This window comes from Streptomyces sp. AB3(2024) (assembly GCF_041862025.1).
In the GTDB taxonomy this organism is placed as follows: domain Bacteria; phylum Actinomycetota; class Actinomycetes; order Streptomycetales; family Streptomycetaceae; genus Streptomyces.
The window spans coordinates 141,127-157,114 of record NZ_JBGWAB010000002.1 but is presented as its reverse complement, the minus strand read 5'-3'; the positions used below and the strand labels follow the sequence as shown (position 1 = coordinate 157,114).

The following is a 15,988-nucleotide window of genomic DNA, read 5'->3' as shown; positions in this document are numbered from 1 at the left end:
ACTATGCGCTCCGGAAATACGTCGAGATGGAGATGACGTCGTCGGCGACCTTGAAGATGTGTCCCGTGATCTGGATGCCGTCGACCGTGACCGTCAGTTTCTGCAGTCCCTCCATACTTCCGCCCATGCCCATGTGCTCCAGGGTCTTGAGGATAAGCGCCTTCTCGATGTCGTCGGGGTTCAGGTGAGTCGTGTCCAGCGCCGGGAAGGAGACCTCGCCCTTCTTGGCTTTGTGGGCCCGGTGGAACGCGTGGCCCGTGCTGACCGTCCACTTCCAGCCGCCGGCTTCGATGGCCCGCTTGAGGAGTGTGGGACTGATGCCTGCCGCACTGGTGACGCGGATGGCACTGAACTCCACGTGTGCGCTGACGACCGCGATCGGCTTCAGCCGTGCCAGAGTCTGGGCGGCGGCCGCCGTTGAGGCGAAGAACTTGCCCAGACCGGTGGCGATCTTGGCTACGGCCACCGCGACCTGGGGGATCTTTAGTACCGCGGCGCCGATGAGGACGACGTTGAGTGCCGTCCACAGGCAGCTCTCCACGTCCAGCGTGGAGAAGCACTTCCTCGCGTCGGTGACCCCCAGGATGTCGAGGAGGATCTGGCCGCCGTTCTCGACCGCCCAGTCGATGACGTCCTTGTTGGCCGCGGCCAGGGCGGCGCGGTACTCGTCAACGCAGGCCTGTCCACAGGCCTTGCGCAGTGCGTCCTCCTCGCTCAGGCTCAGGTCGGCTCCACCGTATCCAGGGCCGCCGTTGGACTTCGCGGAGGCCAGCTGCGCGGCGCGGAGCTCTTCCTCCCACTTGCGGTAGGCCTCTTCCGCCCGGTCCGCCGACGCGTCCGCGTCCTTCGCGGACTGCTGGGCGTTGGCGGCGGCGCCTTCGGCGGCCGTCGCGTCGGACTCGGCCTTGGTGGCCGTGCTGCTCGCGGCGTTCGCGTCCGCGGTCGCGGCGTTCGCCGCGGTACGCGCGTTGGTGGCGCTCTTCTCGGCCTCGGTGGCCTCGTTGTTCGCGCCCGCCGCTTCGCTCGCCGCATCCCTCGACGCGTTGCCGGCGAGGACGACCTCGGCTCCGGCCTGGGAGTTGTACTCCGCCGTCTTGGTGTCCGCCGTCTTCGCGGCGGCAGCAGCAGTCGCCGCCGTAACGGCGGAGGCGCGCGCCGCGGCCACCGACTTCAGGGCTGCGGCCGTGTCCGCGGCAGCGGCTGCGGCCGCCTGCGCGGCGAGCTTGGCATCGCCGCTCGCCTTGTCGGCGAGTGCCTTGGCATCGGCGGCCGCCTTCGTGGCCTCGTTGGACTTGGCGGTGGCCGCGGCCGCCTGCTGGTCGGCCAGGGGCTTCGTGGTCTGCCCGATCAGGACCGCGAAGGCCGCGGCCGAGTCCGATTCCCGGTACGGGGTGCCCGTCGAGATGGCCGTGTTGGCCGGCTTGACCGCTTCCGCAGCGGAGTCGCGGGCCGCCGCTGCCGCCTGCGCGGTCGCGAAGGCATGCCCGGCGGTGACCCCGGACCATGCCGAGGTCTTCTCGGCCTCGGTCTTGGCAGCGGTGGCGTCCTTCCTGGCCTGGACCGTGGCGGCCTGGGCCTTCTTGGCCTCCTGTTCGGCCTTGACGGCGTTCGCGGAGGCGGCGTCCGAGGCGTCGATGGCCTCGGCGGCCGCGGCGTGCGCGGTCTGCGCAGCGGCGTAGCTGGTCCACCACTGTGAGTTCGCGTTGTCGTAGGCGGCCTGCGCGCGGGCGGCGGCGCCTTCGGCGCGGGTGGCGGCGGCACGGGCGTCGACCGCCGCGGTACCCGCCTCGTTGGCGGCGCTACGGGCCCGCCCAGCCGCGCCCTTCGCGTCGTTGGCGGCGGTACGGGCCTCCGTGGCGGCCTTGCGGCTGTCACCGGCTGCCGTGGTGCCCTCGGCGGCGGCCGCCGCCGACTCCAGGGCGGCGGCACGGGCGTCCGTCGCCCGCATCGTACGTTCGGCCTCGGCCGCGTCGTCGCGGGCGAGCGCAGCCTTGATCTCGGCTTCCTCGGCGGCGTCCCGCTTGTCCGCCGCGGTGTCACCCGCGTTCTCGGCCGCGGTCCGGGCCTTGGCAGCCGCCTCGCGCTCGGTGGTGGCCCGGCCCTCGGCCGCCAGGGCCTTGTTCCGTGCCGTCGTCGCCTTGGCGTGCTCGGCCTTGGCGACGTCGCGTTCCTGCTCCGCCTTGACGCGCTGCGCCTTGGCGTTCTCCGCCGCGGTCTTGGCGGAGGCCTGGGCGGTCTCCGCCTTCGTCTGGGCGGCCTTCGCCTTGGTGGCGTTGTCCGCGGCTTCCTTGGCCTGGGCGGCGGCGGAGTCGGCCGCTGCCTTGGCCTGCGCGGCTGCTTCCTGCGCGGCGATGCGGCGGAACTCGGTGTTAACCGCATGCGACTGGGTCTGGGCCAGGGCATACAGGGTCTTGCTGTCCGCGACGGTCGCCTTCGCGGCGTTCGACGCGGTCAGAGTGGCCTTGGAGGCCGCTTCGGCAGCCGCGGCCGAGGCCTTCGCGACCTGGACGGACTGCTGCGCGAACAGGAGGCCGCGCCCGCGAGGGGTCTTGGCCGCGTCGGCAATGGCCCACGCAGAGTTCTGAGCAGCGCTCGCCTTGTCCGAGGCGGTCTTGGCGGCCGTCGACGAGGCCGCCGCGAGCTTCGCCTGATCGGCGGCCCGCGTACGGGCCGTCGCGAGATCCTTGTTGGCCTGGGTGAACACGGAGCCGGCCGGCCTGTTGCTCGCGTTCGCGGGCTGGCCCGCCCAGTACTTCTGCCAGGTGAGTATCTGGTCAGCGAGCCATGCCTGGCCCATGGCCTCGATCATGGCGCCGGTGGCCTTGCGGACCTCGGCGGCTCCGGCAACGTCGGCGTTGATGATCTCGGCGCGCGGCGTGGCCTGCGCGGCGTACTCCTGCTCCCACTCCAGGTGTGCAGTGACGACCATCGGCGACATGACACGGTAGAAGTCGACAGGGTTGCGGCTGTCGCACGCCCCCCCAGGCGACCTTGAGCGCCTCGACCTCAAGGCGGAACTCGACCGAGTCCTCGGCTGGCGCCGTGGCCATGAAGCCGCCGAGGCGCAGGTAGCGTGCGATGTCGCCGGCGGTCGTGCTGCGGTAGTTGTACTCGGTTTTCGTCGCATCCCGCAGCAGGGAATCGGTGACGAAGTCGTTGTTGAGGTCCTTGCCCTTGAGCTCGGCGGCAAGCGCCGTCGCGCGGTCGGCCGACTCTTTGGACGCCACGGCGTGACCGTCAGAGCCGATCTTGTAGGCGAGCTCGCGTTCGATGCCGGAGAAGGCGACGATGTCCTGGTCGAACTGTGGGGCGTCATGGGCGACTCCACCACGGTTCCCGGTCTCCCAATAGACGTAGTTCGACGCCTCCCAGCGCTTACGGCGGTCGACTGAGGCGATCGCGCCCCCGTAGGCATCGCGGTCCTTTATCCGCGCCTCGGCGAGCGGAAACATGCCCGTTACCGGATCGGTCGCAGTGGCGAGTTCCTGAGCCGTACCTGTGAGTGCCTTGGCCGCGACGCTCTTGGCCTCGGGCCCGCCCATGTGGAGCGCCACCCCGGCGGAACAGCGGTCCAGACGGGCCTGTTCGCCCAGGCTGATGGGCCGGTACGCCGGCTCGTCGTCCGGCGGGATTTCGATCGCCGAGGCCGGGGCGGCGCTGATCAGGCCTGCCAGGAGGGCGGTGCTGGTGGCGAGGGCGGTGCCGGCGAGGCCGCGGCGTACGGAGGCCCGAATGCCTGGGCTCCTGCCCCTCAAGAGGGTCGATCTTTGCACGTGTTTGCCTGTTCTTCGGAGCGAAGCGGACAGCCCGAAGGAAGGCGTGCGGATGTATGGGCGCTGGTCAGGCGCGAGTGATGTGTTCTTTGCCTTCCCCCAAGGCGTGAACCGACAGCTTCATGATCAGCCTTACCCGTGGTAGCACGTTTCCGGCCATGTCTACCCGAGAGTAGGAAATGCACAGGGAATCCACAGGATTCCTCCGGATCCCGGAAACGCACCGAGGGCGGCGCTCCCGGTCCCGGTGGGGGAGTCGGGGGCGCCGCCCTCGGTCTCTGTGCGGCAGAGGCGGGCCGGTGGGTCAGGCCTGCGTGGGGTTGCCCAGGTGGTGGACGCGGACCATGTTGGTCGTGCCCGGGACGCCGGGGGGCGAGCCGGCCGTGATGATCATGGTGTCGCCGGCGGCGTAGCGGCCCAGCTTGAGCAGCTCGCCGTCCACCAGGTCGACCATCGCGTCCGTGTTGTCCACGTGCGGGACGACGTAGGAGTCGACGCCCCAGCTCAGGGTGAGCTGGTTGCGGGTGTTCACGTCCGTGGTGAAGGCCATGATCGGCTGCGTGGCGCGGTAGCGCGACAGGCGGCGGGCCGTGTCGCCGGACTGGGTGAAGGCGATGAGCGCCTTGCCGTCGAGGAAGTCCGCGATCTCGCAGGCCGCGCGGGCGACGGAGCCGCCCTGGGTGCGCGGCTTCTTGCCCTGGACCAGCGGCTGGAGGCCCTTGGCGAGGAGCTCCTCCTCGGCCGCCGCGACGATCTTCGACATCGTCTTGACGGTCTCGATCGGGTAGGCGCCGACCGAGGACTCGGCCGACAGCATGACCGCGTCGGCGCCGTCGAGGATGGCGTTGGCGACGTCGGAGGCCTCGGCGCGGGTCGGACGGGAGTTGGTGATCATCGACTCCATCATCTGGGTCGCGACGATCACCGGCTTGGCGTTGCGGCGGCACATCTCGATGAGCCGCTTCTGGACCATCGGGACCTTTTCGAGCGGGTACTCGACGGCGAGGTCGCCGCGGGCCACCATGACCGCGTCGAAGGCGTCGACGACCGCCGCCATGTTCTCGACGGCCTGGGGCTTCTCGACCTTGGCGATGACGGGGACGCGGCGGCCCTCCTCGTCCATCACCTTGTGGACGTCCTTGACGTCGTTGGCGTCGCGGACGAAGGAGAGGGCGACCATGTCGCAGCCCATCCGCAGGGCGAAGCGCAGGTCGTCGACGTCCTTCTCCGACAGGGCGGGGACGTTCACGGCGGCACCCGGCAGGTTGATGCCCTTGTGGTCCGAGATGACACCGCCCTCGATGACGATGGTCTTGACCCGCTGGCCCTCGACCTCCGTCACCCGCAGTTCGACGTTGCCGTCGTTGATCAGGATCTGGTCACCCTTGGCGACGTCGCCCGGGAGGCCCTTGTAGGTGGTGCCGCAGATGGACTTGTCGCCCGGGACGTCCTCGGTGGTGATGGTGAACTCGTCACCGCGCACCAGCTCGACGGGACCCTCGGCGAAGGTCTCCAGACGGATCTTCGGGCCCTGGAGGTCGGCGAGCACGCCGACCGCGCGCCCGGTGTCCTCGGAGACCTGCCGGACGCGGTCGTACCGCTCCTGGTGTTCTGCCTGGGATCCGTGGCTGAAGTTGAATCGGGCCACGTTCATACCTGCCTCGATGAGCGCTTTCAGCTGCTCATACGAGTCGACGGCGGGGCCCAGCGTGCAGACGATTTTGGAACGGCGCATGAAGCGGATCCTATCCGTTTGTTTCGTAGCGGAATATTCCGTCTGGTGGAAAGTCCAAGTGACTACTGGGTAACCAGCGCGTACGCCTGGGTCGCGATCTCCAGTTCCTCATCGGTCGGGACCACGGCCACGGCCACCCGGGAGTGTTCCGCCGACACCAGCCGGGGCCCGTCGGACCGGACGGCATTGGCTTCGGGGTCCAGCGCGAGACCCAGCTGCTCCAGTCCCGCCACCGCAGCCTCCCGGACGCCGGCCGCGTTCTCCCCGACGCCCGCCGTGAACGCCACCGCGTCCACCCGGCCGAGTACCGCCGTATAGGCGCCGATGTACTTCTTCAGACGGTGGACGTACGCCGCCAGTGCGAGCCGGGCCGCCGGGTCGCCCCCGTCCGCCCGCCGCTGCACCTCGCGCATGTCGTTGTCGCCGCACAGACCCAGCAGACCGCTCTTCTTGTTCAGCAGCGAGTCGATCTCGTCGACGGACAGGCCGCCGACCCGGGCCAGGTGGAAGACGACCGCGGGATCCACGTCGCCCGAACGGGTCCCCATGACCAGACCCTCCAGCGGGGTCAGGCCCATCGAGGTCTCCTCGCACACCCCGCCCCGGACGGCCGAGGCGGAGGCCCCGTTGCCCAGGTGGAGCACGATCACGTTGACGTCCTCGACCGGCCTGCCCAGCAGCGCCGCCGTCGCCCGGGAGACGTAGGCGTGCGAGGTGCCGTGGAAGCCGTAGCGGCGGATGGCGTACTTGTCGGCCGTCGCCGCGTCGATCGCGTACCGGGCCACGTGCTCCGGCATCGTCGAGTGGAAGGCCGTGTCGAAGACGGCGACCTGCGGGACGTCCGCGCGCAGCGAGCGGGCCACCTCGATGCCCGTCACGTTCGCCGGGTTGTGCAGCGGGGCCAGCGGGATCAGGCTGCGGATCTCCGCGAGCACCTCGTCGTCGATCACCGTCGGCTGCGTGAACCGGGTCCCGCCGTGCACCACCCGGTGCCCGACCGCGGCCAGCTCCGGGGAGTCCAGGCCCGTGCCGTCGGCGGCCAGCTCCGCGGCGACCGCCTTCAGGGCGGCCTCGTGGTCGGCGATCGGGCCGAGCCGCTCGCGCCTGCCCGCCTCCGCGCCGGGGCCGGCGAGCGGTTCGTGCACGAGCCGGGAGGTCTCCTCGCCGATCCGCTCCACCAGGCCCATCGCGAGGCGGGACCGGTCCGCCATGTCGAGGAGCTGGTACTTGACCGACGAGGAGCCGGAGTTGAGGACGAGTACGCGCGATGCGGTCACGGTTGCGGTCTTTCCTTCTTGCGGACGGAGGGGGGTCAGGCGGTGGCGGCCGGCGCGCCCTGGGACTGCGCCTGGATCGCGGTGATGGCCACGGTGGTGACGATGTCCTGCACCAGCGCGCCCCGCGAGAGGTCGTTGACCGGCTTGCGCAGACCCTGGAGGACCGGGCCGACCGCGACGGCGCCCGCCGAACGCTGCACGGCCTTGTACGTGTTGTTGCCCGTGTTGAGGTCGGGGAAGATCAGCACGCTCGCCCGGCCGGCCACCTCGGAGTCCGGCAGCTTGGTCGCCGCGACCGACGGTTCCACCGCGGCGTCGTACTGGATCGGACCCTCCACGGCCAGATCGGGGCGCTGCGCGCGGACGATCTCGGTGGCCTTGCGGACCTTGTCCACGTCCACGCCCGAACCGGAGGTGCCGGTCGAGTACGAGAGCATCGCGATCCGCGGCTCCACGCCGAAGGCGGCGGCGGTCGCGGCGGACTGGACGGCGATATCGGCGAGCTGCTCGGCGTTCGGGTCCGGGTTGACGGCGCAGTCGCCGTAGACGAGGACCTTGTCGGCCAGGCACATGAAGAAGACCGAGGAGACGATGGAGGCCTCCGGCTTGGTCTTGATGATCTCGAAGGCCGGGCGGATGGTCGCCGCGGTGGAGTGCACCGAGCCCGAGACCATGCCGTCGGCGAGCCCCTGCTGGACCATCAGGGTGCCGAAGTAGTTGACGTCGGTGACCACGTCGCCGGCCAGTTCGACGGTCATGCCCTTGTGGGCGCGGGCCTGGGCGTAGTACTCGGAGAACCGTTCCCGCAGGGGGGAGGTCGCCGGGTCGATCAGCTGTGCGCCCGAGATGTCGAGGCCCAGGTCGCCGGCCTTCTTCAGGATCGCCTGCTCCTCGCCGAGCAGGGTCAGGTCGCAGACCCCGCGGCGCAGCACCACATCGGCCGCGCGCAGCACGCGTTCCTCGGTGCCCTCGGGCAGTACGACGCGACGCCGCTCGGAGCGGGCCCGCTCCAGCAGCTCGTGCTCGAACATCATCGGGGTGACCCGCTCGGACCGGGCCACGGACAGCAGCCCGCGCAGCTCGGCGATGTCCACGTGCCGTTCGAAGAGGCCGAGGGCCGTCTCCAGCTTGCGCGGGGTCGCGGAGTTCAACCGGCTCTGCAGCGAGAAGAGTTCGGCGGCCGTCGGGAAGCTGTTGCCGGCCACCGACACCACCGGGGTGCCCGGTGCCAGCTTCGAGGCCAGGGTCAGGACCTCGTCGGTCGGCCGCTCGTTCAGGGTCAGCAGCACGCCCGCGATCGGCGGGGTTCCGGAGGCGTGCGCGGCCAGCGCCCCCACGACCAGGTCGGAGCGGTCCCCGGGCGTGACGACCAGGCAGCCGGGGGTCAGGGCGTTCAGGAAGTTCGGCAGCATCGCGCCGCCGAAGACGAAGTCCAGGGCGTCGCGCGCCAGCCCGGCCTCGTCGCCGAGGAGCACCTCGCCGCCGAGCGCCCGGGTGATCTGGGCGACGGTGGGGGCCGACAGGGACTTGTCGTCGGGCAGCACGTAGCAGGGCACCGGCAGGCGGGCGGCGAGCCGCTCGGCTATGACGTCGCGGTCCTCGGCGGCCACCCGGTTGACGACCATCGCCACGACGTGGCAGCCCAGGCTCTCGTAGGCCCGGTGGGCGTTGCGCGCCTCGGCGCGCACGGCCTCGGCGGGGTGCTTGGTGCCGCCCACCACGGGGACGACGACGGCGCCGAGCTCGTTGGCGAGCCGGGCGTTGAGCGCGAGCTCGTCCGGGAGGTTCGTGTCGGCGTAGTCGGTGCCGAGGACCAGCATGACCTCGTAGTCGCGGGCCACCCGGTGGTAGCGGTCGACCAGCCGGGACACCAGCTCGTCGGTGCCCTTCTCGGCGAGGATCGCGGAGGCCTCCTCGTACTCCATGCCGTACGCCGTCGCGGCGTCCTGGTCGATCCGGTAGCGGGCCTTGAGGAGGTCGAAGAGCCGGTCGGGGCTGTCGTGCAGCAGCGGCCGGTACACGCCGACCCGGCCTGTCTGACGGGTCAGGAGCTCCATGATCCCCAGCTCGACGACCTGGCGGCCGTCCCCCCGCTCGATACCGGTCACGTACACGCTGCGCGTCACGCGTGCTCTCCGTCCCATGATGTGTGTGCCGGGCCGGCCCCGCCGCGGAGCGGGGAGATTTTCGACCCGGTTGTCCCGATTGGTGCGGGCTTGACCTCTTGACAATACCTCTGCGGCTGGATAGGACGCCCCCCGGGAAAAAGGCCTGGCCGGGAGGGCCGAAAGGCCCGGTGGGCGGATCGGCGCGGCGAGCGCACCCTCCTCGGACCGTGGAACAATCGGACAGGGTTCACCATTACGCCCTTCATCTTGTACGGCCGTACGCCCGCACGCGCCCGGCCGGGTACGACCAGGAGCAGGAGACACAGCACGATGCGTATCGGAGTTCTCACCGCAGGCGGCGACTGCCCGGGCCTGAACGCTGTCATCCGGTCGGTCGTACACCGCGCCGTGGTCGGTCACGGGGACGAGGTCATCGGTTTCGAAGATGGTTTCAAGGGCCTCCTCGACGGTCACTACCGCCCCCTCGACATCAACGCCGTCAGCGGCATCCTGGCCCGCGGCGGCACCATCCTCGGCTCGGCGCGCATGGAGCGCGCCCGGCTCCACGAAGCGGCCGAGAACGCGGCCGAGTTGGCCCGGCGCTACGAGATCGACGCGCTGATCCCGATCGGCGGCGAGGGCACCCTGACGGCCGCCCGGATGCTGTCCGAAGCGGGGATGCCGGTGGTCGGTGTGCCGAAGACCATCGACAACGACATCTCCGCCACCGACCGCACCTTCGGCTTCGACACCGCCGTCATGGTCGCCACCGAGGCCATCGACCGCCTCAAGACCACCGCCGAATCGCACCAGCGTGTGATGGTGGTCGAGGTCATGGGCCGCCACGCGGGCTGGATCGCCCTGGAGTCGGGCATGGCCGGCGGCGCCCACGGCATCTGTCTGCCGGAGCGCCCGTTCGAGGTGGAGGCCCTGGCCAAGATGGTGGAGGAACGGTTCTCCCGGGGTAAGAAGTTCGCCGTCATCTGCGTGGCGGAGGGCGCGCACCCGGCCGAGGGCTCCATGCCGTACGAGAAGGGCGAGATCGACGCCTACGGTCACGAGCGCTTCGCCGGCATCGGCAACCGCCTCGCCGTGGAGCTGGAACACCGCCTGGGCAAGGAGGCCCGCCCGGTCATCCTCGGCCACGTCCAGCGCGGCGGCACCCCCACCGCCTACGACCGCGTCCTCGCGACCCGCTTCGGCTGGCACGCGGTGGAGGCCGTCCACCGCGGCGAGTTCGGCAACATGACCGCCCTGCGCGGGACCGACATCGTGATGGCCCCGCTCGCCCAGGCGGTCACCGAGCTGAAGACCGTCCCGGATAACCGGATGTACGAGGCCGAGTCGGTCTTCTGACCCGGTCCGGCAGGCCCCGCCCGTCGGGACCTTCGACCCCACTTGCGCGCCGAACGGCCCCGGGCGTCTCCCTCGCGGAGCGCCCGGGGCCGTTTCGTCGCAGGAGGGGGTGTGGCCTATCCCGCACCGCCGGCCAGTGCCCAGAACCGGTCCACGATCTCCGCGAGGAACTCCCGGCCCGCGTCCCCGGTCCCGGCCGCGCCCCCGCCGCCGCCCCAGCTCAGGGTGGCCACCATCCGCGACTGGTAGTCGTTGTGCATCGTCTCCAGGACCCGCTCCAGATGGGCCTTGGGCACCGGCAGCAGTTTGGCCAGCGGTTTCGTGTACGCCTGCCAGCGGGTGGTGACCGCGCTGCGCAGCAGTCCGGCGAGCTCCTCCTCCTTGCCGGTCGCCGCCACGAACTGGGCCAGGGTCAGGCCGAGCACCGAGGCGAGGGCCGCGGACTGCCGTTCGTTGCCCTTCCAGCGCCCGGTGTCCTCCATCTTCTGGTACGCGTTCGCGTCCAGCCCGATCCGCCGGGCCAGGTCGTCGGGGTCCAGGCCGCGGGCCATGCGGTGTTCGCGCAGGGAGACGGGCTCGGCGAGCAGCTCGCCGGGGGCGCACCAGAGCACGCCGGCGAGCGCCGTGAGCTCGGCGGAGGTGGGGGACTGTTCCCCCCGCTCCCACGCCATCACGGTTTCGGGCGCGACGAGCAGGCCGTACTGGGCGCGCAGGCCATAGGCGACATGACCGGGAGCCATGCCCAGGGCCGCGCGCAGGCGACGCGCGGCGGGGGCATTGAAAGGTGGGCTGGAGTGCACACGGCACACCGTAGGAGTGGCCGAGGCGCGGCGACTACCAACCAATCAAACAAGCTCATAACTCGTAGGAAAGTCCTATGGAGTTTGATGCTTTGGGTCGTTTTCGCGGCGACTGTCCGGTAATCGGATTTGGTGAAGATCCAATATCAGCGTACGGATTCGGCCACCCCATTTCAGGTGCCTTCCGCATACTCGTGGAGTGATCCCCGTCACAGGCCCCGAACCGGACATCCACCCCGCACGTGATCCATATCGGGGACCCTCGCACACGGGGGTGGCGAGGGTCCCCCGGATTTCCGGCCCGCGCCCGCCCTTGCCTTGACGTCGGCGTCAAGCCCTACGGTCGGTCCATGCGCATCGGCGAACTGGCGAAGCGGGCCGGGACCAGCACACGGACCCTCAGGTACTACGAATCACGCGGGCTGCTGGCCGCCCGGCGGACCGGCAACGGCTACCGCGACTACGGCGAGGACGACCTGCGGCTGCTGCGGCAGATCCGCACCCTCCAGGACTTCGGCTTCGAACTGGAGGAGACCCGCCCCTTCGTCGACTGCCTGCGCGCCGGCCATCCGGCCGGGGATTCCTGCCCCGCCTCGCTCGCCGTCTACCGGCGCAAACTCGACGAGCTCGACGGCCTCATCGGCCAGCTGGCCGGTGTCCGCGAGCAGGTCGCCCGGCAGCTGGTCGCCGCCGAGGAAGCGGCCGGTGCCGGGGCCGGTGCCGGTGCCGGGGAGAGCGGCGGGGAACCGCCCGCGCCGCGCTGCGAGATGACCGGCTGATCCTCGACCGGCTGATCACCGGCCGGCCGGCGACCCACCGGCCGACCTCCGACCGAACCACCCCCACGAGAGGGGAACCACATGATCCACGCCCAGGGCGTACCCGAAGTGACCGATGCCGACTTCACCGCGGAGGTACTGGACGAACGGGGCCGTCCCGTCCTGGTGGAGTTCACCGCGGACTGGTGCGGACCCTGCCGCCAGCTCGCCCCCGTCCTGTCCGCCGTCGCGGCCGAGGAGACGGACCGGCTCAAGGTCGTCCAGATCGACGTCGACCGCAACCCGGCCACCGCCGCCCGCTACGGAGTCCTGGCCACCCCGATGCTGTTCGTCTTCCGGGACGGCGAACCCGTCCGCCAGCTCGTCGGCGCCCGCGCCAAGCGGAAGCTGCTCCAGGAACTCGAAGAGCACCTGGAGCAGCGGCCGGCCGCTAGGGCCTGAGCCAGACCGTCGCCATCGGCGGGAGCGTCATCCGCAGGCTCGCCGCACGCCCCTGGGCCGGTACCGGCTCGGGGCGCAGCGCACGGGCGTGGTGGACGCCGCTCCCGCCGTACGGTTCGAGGTCGGTGTTGAGGACCTCGCGCCACTGGCCCACCTCCTGCGGCACCCCGATCCGGTAGCCGTGCCGCACCACCGGGGAGAAGTTCGACACGCACAGCAGCGGCGAGCCGTCCCGCGCGAACCGCAGGAACGCGAACACGTTGTCGTCGGAGGCGTCCGCCTCCACCCACGCGAAGCCCTCCGGCACGCTGTCGCGCTCCCACAGCGCCGGCGAGGCCGTGTACGTGCGGTTCAGGTCGCGCACCAGGCTCCGTACGCCCAGGTGGTCACCGGCCGCCGGGTACGAGGAGTCCAGCACCCACCAGTCCGGGCCGTACGTCTCCGACCACTCCGAACCCTGCGCGAACTCCTGCCCCATGAACAGCAGCTGCTTGCCCGGATGGGCCCACATGAAGCCCAGGTACGCCCGGTGCGTGGCCCGCTGCTGCCACCAGTCGCCCGGCATCTTCGACACCAGCGAACGCTTGCCGTGCACCACCTCGTCGTGCGAGATCGGCAGCACGTAGTTCTCGCTGAACGCGTACACCATCCCGAAGGTCATGTCGTGGTGGTGGTACTTGCGGTGCACCGGCTCCTTCGACACGTACCGCAGCGTGTCGTGCATCCAGCCCATGTTCCACTTCAGCCCGAAGCCCAGCCCGCCCGCGTCCGTCGGCCGCGTCACCCCGTCCCAGGCCGTCGACTCCTCCGCGATCGTCATCACCCCCGGGCAGCGCCGGTACACCGTCGCGTTCATCTCCTGGAGGAGCGCCACCGCGTCCAGGTCCTCCCGGCCGCCGTGCGCGTTCGGCGACCAGTCGCCCTCGTCGCGCGAGTAGTCCAGGTACAGCATCGAGGCCACCGCGTCCACGCGCAGCCCGTCCACGTGGAACTCCTGGCACCAGTACACGGCGTTGGCGACCAGGAAGTTGCGGACCTCCTTGCGGCCGTAGTCGAACTCCAGCGTCCCCCAGTCCGGGTGCGCCGCCCGCCGCGGGTCCTGGTGCTCGTACAGCGGCCGCCCGTCGAACTCGGCCAGCGCCCAGTCGTCGCGCGGGAAGTGCGCGGGGACCCAGTCGACGATCACCCCGATCCCGGCCCGGTGCAGCGCGTCGACGAGGAAGCGGAAGTCGTCCGGCGTGCCCATCCGCGAGGTCGGCGCGTAGAACCCGGTGACCTGGTAGCCCCAGGACCCGCCGAAGGGGTGCTCGGCGACCGGCATCAGTTCCACGTGCGTGAACCCCAGCTCCTTCACGTACACCGGCAGCTGCTCCGCCAGCTGCCGGTACGAGAGCCCCGGCCGCCAGGACGCCAGGTGCAGCTCGTACACCGACAGCGGCGCCTGGTGCGGCGCCAGTGCCCCGCGGCGCGCCATCCACTCCGCGTCCTGCCACACGTACCGGGAGGCGGTCACGATCGAGGCGTTGGCCGGCGGGACCTCCGCGTACCGGGCCATCGGGTCGGCGCGCAGGGTGTGGCCGCCGTCCGGGCGAGTGATCTCGTACTTGTACAGGGCGCCCTCGGCCACCCCCGGCAGGAACAGTTCCCACACGCCGCTCGCGCCCAGCGAGCGCATCGGGTACGCGACCGCGTCCCAGTACGAGAAGTCCCCGCTCACCCGCACGCCCAGGGCGTTGGGCGCCCACACCGTGAACCGGGTGCCCGCCACCCCCTGGTGCTCCATCGGCTGCGAGCCGAGCGCCGTCCACAGTTCCTCGTGCCGGCCCTCGCCGATCAGGTGCAGGTCCAGCTCGCCGAGGGCGGGCAGGAACCGGTAGGGGTCGTGGACCTCGATCTCGTCGCTGTCGTACGTCACCAGCAGCCGGTAGTCCGGCACCCCGGTCAGCGGCAGCAGCCCGGAGAACAGCCCGTCCCCGTCGTCGAAGAGCTCCGCCCGCAGCCCCTTGGCGACGACCGTGACGGCCTTCGCGTACGGGCGCAGCACCCGGAAGGCCACCCCGCCGCGCTGCGTACGGGCCCCCAGCACCGCGTGCGGGTCGTGGTGGCGGCCCTCCAGCAGCCGGGCCCGTTCCTCCGCCGCCAGCGCGGGGGCCGGCCGCACCCCGTGGGGCGGGGCGGCGCGGCGGGCCCGGGGGGTGCGGGACCCCTTCGGCGCGGCCGGAGCGGCGGGCTCGGGTGCGGCCTTGTCGCGGACGGTCGGTGACGGCTGTCGTGCGGCGCTCACGCGAGCGGCCTCCTCGGGGGCTTCGGGTGGGGAGTGGTGCCGGGGGTGACCGGCGGGGGCATGCGGTGGGCGGGTCGCTGGGGTTCCGACAGCCGGCGGATCGCCGCCATCGGGACGTGCAGCCAGTCGGGGCGGTGCCGGGACTCGTAACGGGCCTCGTACACCGCCTTGTCGGTCTCGTACGCGCGCAGCAGCACCGGGTCCTCGCGGGGGTCGCGGCCGGTGGTGCGGGCGTAGCCCTCGCAGAACGCGGACCGGCAGGCGTCCGCCCAGGCGGGGGCGAACGGCCGGTGCGAGCGGGCGGCGTAGTCGAAGGAGCGCAGTATCCCGGCGATGTCGCGCACGGCCGGTTCGGGCCGGCGCCGGTCGGCCAGCGGCCGCGCGGGCTCCCCCTCGAAGTCGATCAGCGCCCAGCTGCCGTCGGCGGTGCGCAGGGTCTGTCCCAGGTGCAGGTCGCCGTGGATGCGCTGGGCGGGGACCCCGGCGCCCCGGGAGGCGGCCAGGGCGTCGAAGGCCCCGCGCAGCCCGGCCTCGTAGGGCTGGAGGGCGGGTACCTCGCGGACGGTGGCGGCGAGCCGCGCGGTCATCCCGGCGGCGAGCCGGGCCGTCTGCTCGGGGCCGAGCGCCAGGGTCGGCAGGGCGGCGGCCAGGGCGCTGTGCACCTCGGCGGTGGCCCGGCCCAGCGCGTGCGCCTCGGCGGTGAAGTCGGCCCCGGCGCCGAGCCGGCGCAGCGCCAGCTGCCAGCCGTCGTCGGAGCCGCGCAGGTAGGGCTGGAGGACGCCCAGGGTCAACGGTTCTCCACCGGGCAGCTCGGCCTCGTACCAGGCGACGGGCGCGGGCACCCGGGCGCAGCCGGCGGCGGCCAGTGCTCTGGGCAGTTCCAGGTCGGGGTTGACCCCGGGGCCGACCCGGCGGAACACCTTCAGGATGTACGAATCCCCGTAGATCAGCGAGGAGTTGGTCTGTTCCCCGGACAGCGGCCGGGGGGTGAGCCCGGCCGGGACCGGGGCCCCGGGGTCCCGGTCGAAGTGCAGCGGACCCAGGGTGCCGGGGGAGCGCAGCCGCTCCAGCAGCATCGAGGCGAGCCGGGGGTCGCCCAGAGCCTCGTAGACCGTGCGGCCCGTGTGCGGCCCGGACTCGACGTGCCCGATGAGGGCGGGGCCGAGGGCGGGCGGCAGGGGGGACGGGCGGATCCCGAGCAGGAGTTGGTAGCAGTCCCCGTCCACGTCGAGGAGCAGGTGCAGCAGTCCGGGGGTGGATCCCGGCGGCAGCAGCTCGGCCGCGGAGACGGTCCTGAGCCTGCTGATGGCGCGGCCCTTGCCCGCGAACCAGCGCTGGGCGGGCAGCCAGGCCCGCAGCATCGGTTCCAGCGGGGCGATCCCGGCGGCCCGGTCGGCCGTCAGTCGGCTCCGGGCGGATGCAGCCTCCGACATGG

General features: G+C 71.6%; 10 protein-coding genes. 3 read left to right on the top strand and 7 right to left on the bottom strand.

Annotated elements, in window-relative coordinates; all coding sequences use genetic code 11:
• Position 1: 1 nt before the first annotated feature.
• The 4 genes from ACEPPI_RS01595 to pta form a co-directional block, all read right to left on the bottom strand.
• Positions 2 to 2,929, bottom strand: a complete 2,928-nt coding sequence (locus tag ACEPPI_RS01595) for a hypothetical protein (protein WP_373913441.1) — start codon at positions 2,927 to 2,929, stop codon at positions 2 to 4.
• 1,148 nt (positions 2,930 to 4,077) lie between these two features.
• Complete coding sequence (gene pyk / locus ACEPPI_RS01590) at positions 4,078 to 5,508, bottom strand: pyruvate kinase (protein WP_373913440.1); 1,431 nt, start codon at positions 5,506 to 5,508, stop codon at positions 4,078 to 4,080.
• Between the two features lie 62 nt (positions 5,509 to 5,570).
• Positions 5,571 to 6,785: an acetate kinase gene (locus ACEPPI_RS01585; RefSeq protein WP_373913439.1), complete on the bottom strand. Its 1,215-nt coding sequence runs from the start codon at positions 6,783 to 6,785 to the stop codon at positions 5,571 to 5,573.
• Between the two features lie 35 nt (positions 6,786 to 6,820).
• Positions 6,821 to 8,911, bottom strand: coding sequence for a phosphate acetyltransferase (pta, locus tag ACEPPI_RS01580; RefSeq protein WP_373913438.1), 2,091 nt, complete (start codon positions 8,909 to 8,911; stop codon positions 6,821 to 6,823).
• A 312-nt stretch (positions 8,912 to 9,223) separates the two neighbouring features.
• On the opposite strand from pta, the gene ACEPPI_RS01575 reads away from it, so the two are divergent.
• Positions 9,224 to 10,249: an ATP-dependent 6-phosphofructokinase gene (locus ACEPPI_RS01575; RefSeq protein WP_373913437.1), complete on the top strand. Its 1,026-nt coding sequence runs from the start codon at positions 9,224 to 9,226 to the stop codon at positions 10,247 to 10,249.
• A gap of 116 nt (positions 10,250 to 10,365) precedes the next feature.
• Here the strand turns inward: ACEPPI_RS01575 and ACEPPI_RS01570 are convergent, their stop codons facing one another.
• Positions 10,366 to 10,989 carry a helix-turn-helix domain-containing protein gene (locus tag ACEPPI_RS01570; RefSeq protein ID WP_373913465.1) on the bottom strand — a complete coding sequence of 208 codons (624 nt, stop codon included), beginning with the start codon at positions 10,987 to 10,989 and terminating at the stop codon, positions 10,366 to 10,368.
• A gap of 410 nt (positions 10,990 to 11,399) precedes the next feature.
• Between ACEPPI_RS01570 and ACEPPI_RS01565 the strand changes: the two genes are divergently transcribed.
• Both ACEPPI_RS01565 and ACEPPI_RS01560 read left to right on the top strand, forming a co-directional pair.
• A complete protein-coding gene (locus ACEPPI_RS01565; protein ID WP_373913436.1) occupies positions 11,400 to 11,828 on the top strand; it encodes a MerR family transcriptional regulator in 429 nt (142 codons plus the stop codon).
• Positions 11,829 to 11,909: 81 nt separating this feature from the next.
• Positions 11,910 to 12,269, top strand: a complete 360-nt coding sequence (locus ACEPPI_RS01560; RefSeq protein WP_373913435.1) for a thioredoxin family protein — start codon at positions 11,910 to 11,912, stop codon at positions 12,267 to 12,269.
• Here ACEPPI_RS01560 and glgB read toward each other — a convergent pair.
• Together glgB and ACEPPI_RS01550 are read right to left on the bottom strand one after the other, a co-directional pair.
• Positions 12,259 to 14,553 carry a 1,4-alpha-glucan branching enzyme gene (gene glgB / locus ACEPPI_RS01555; protein WP_373913434.1) on the bottom strand — a complete coding sequence of 765 codons (2,295 nt, stop codon included), beginning with the start codon at positions 14,551 to 14,553 and terminating at the stop codon, positions 12,259 to 12,261. The two genes, ACEPPI_RS01560 and glgB, sit on opposite strands and share 11 nt — an antisense overlap.
• Positions 14,550 to 15,986, bottom strand: a complete 1,437-nt coding sequence (locus tag ACEPPI_RS01550) for a phosphotransferase (protein WP_373913433.1) — start codon at positions 15,984 to 15,986, stop codon at positions 14,550 to 14,552. Before ACEPPI_RS01550 ends, glgB begins: the two co-directional genes overlap by 4 nt.
• Positions 15,987 to 15,988: the final 2 nt, after the last annotated feature.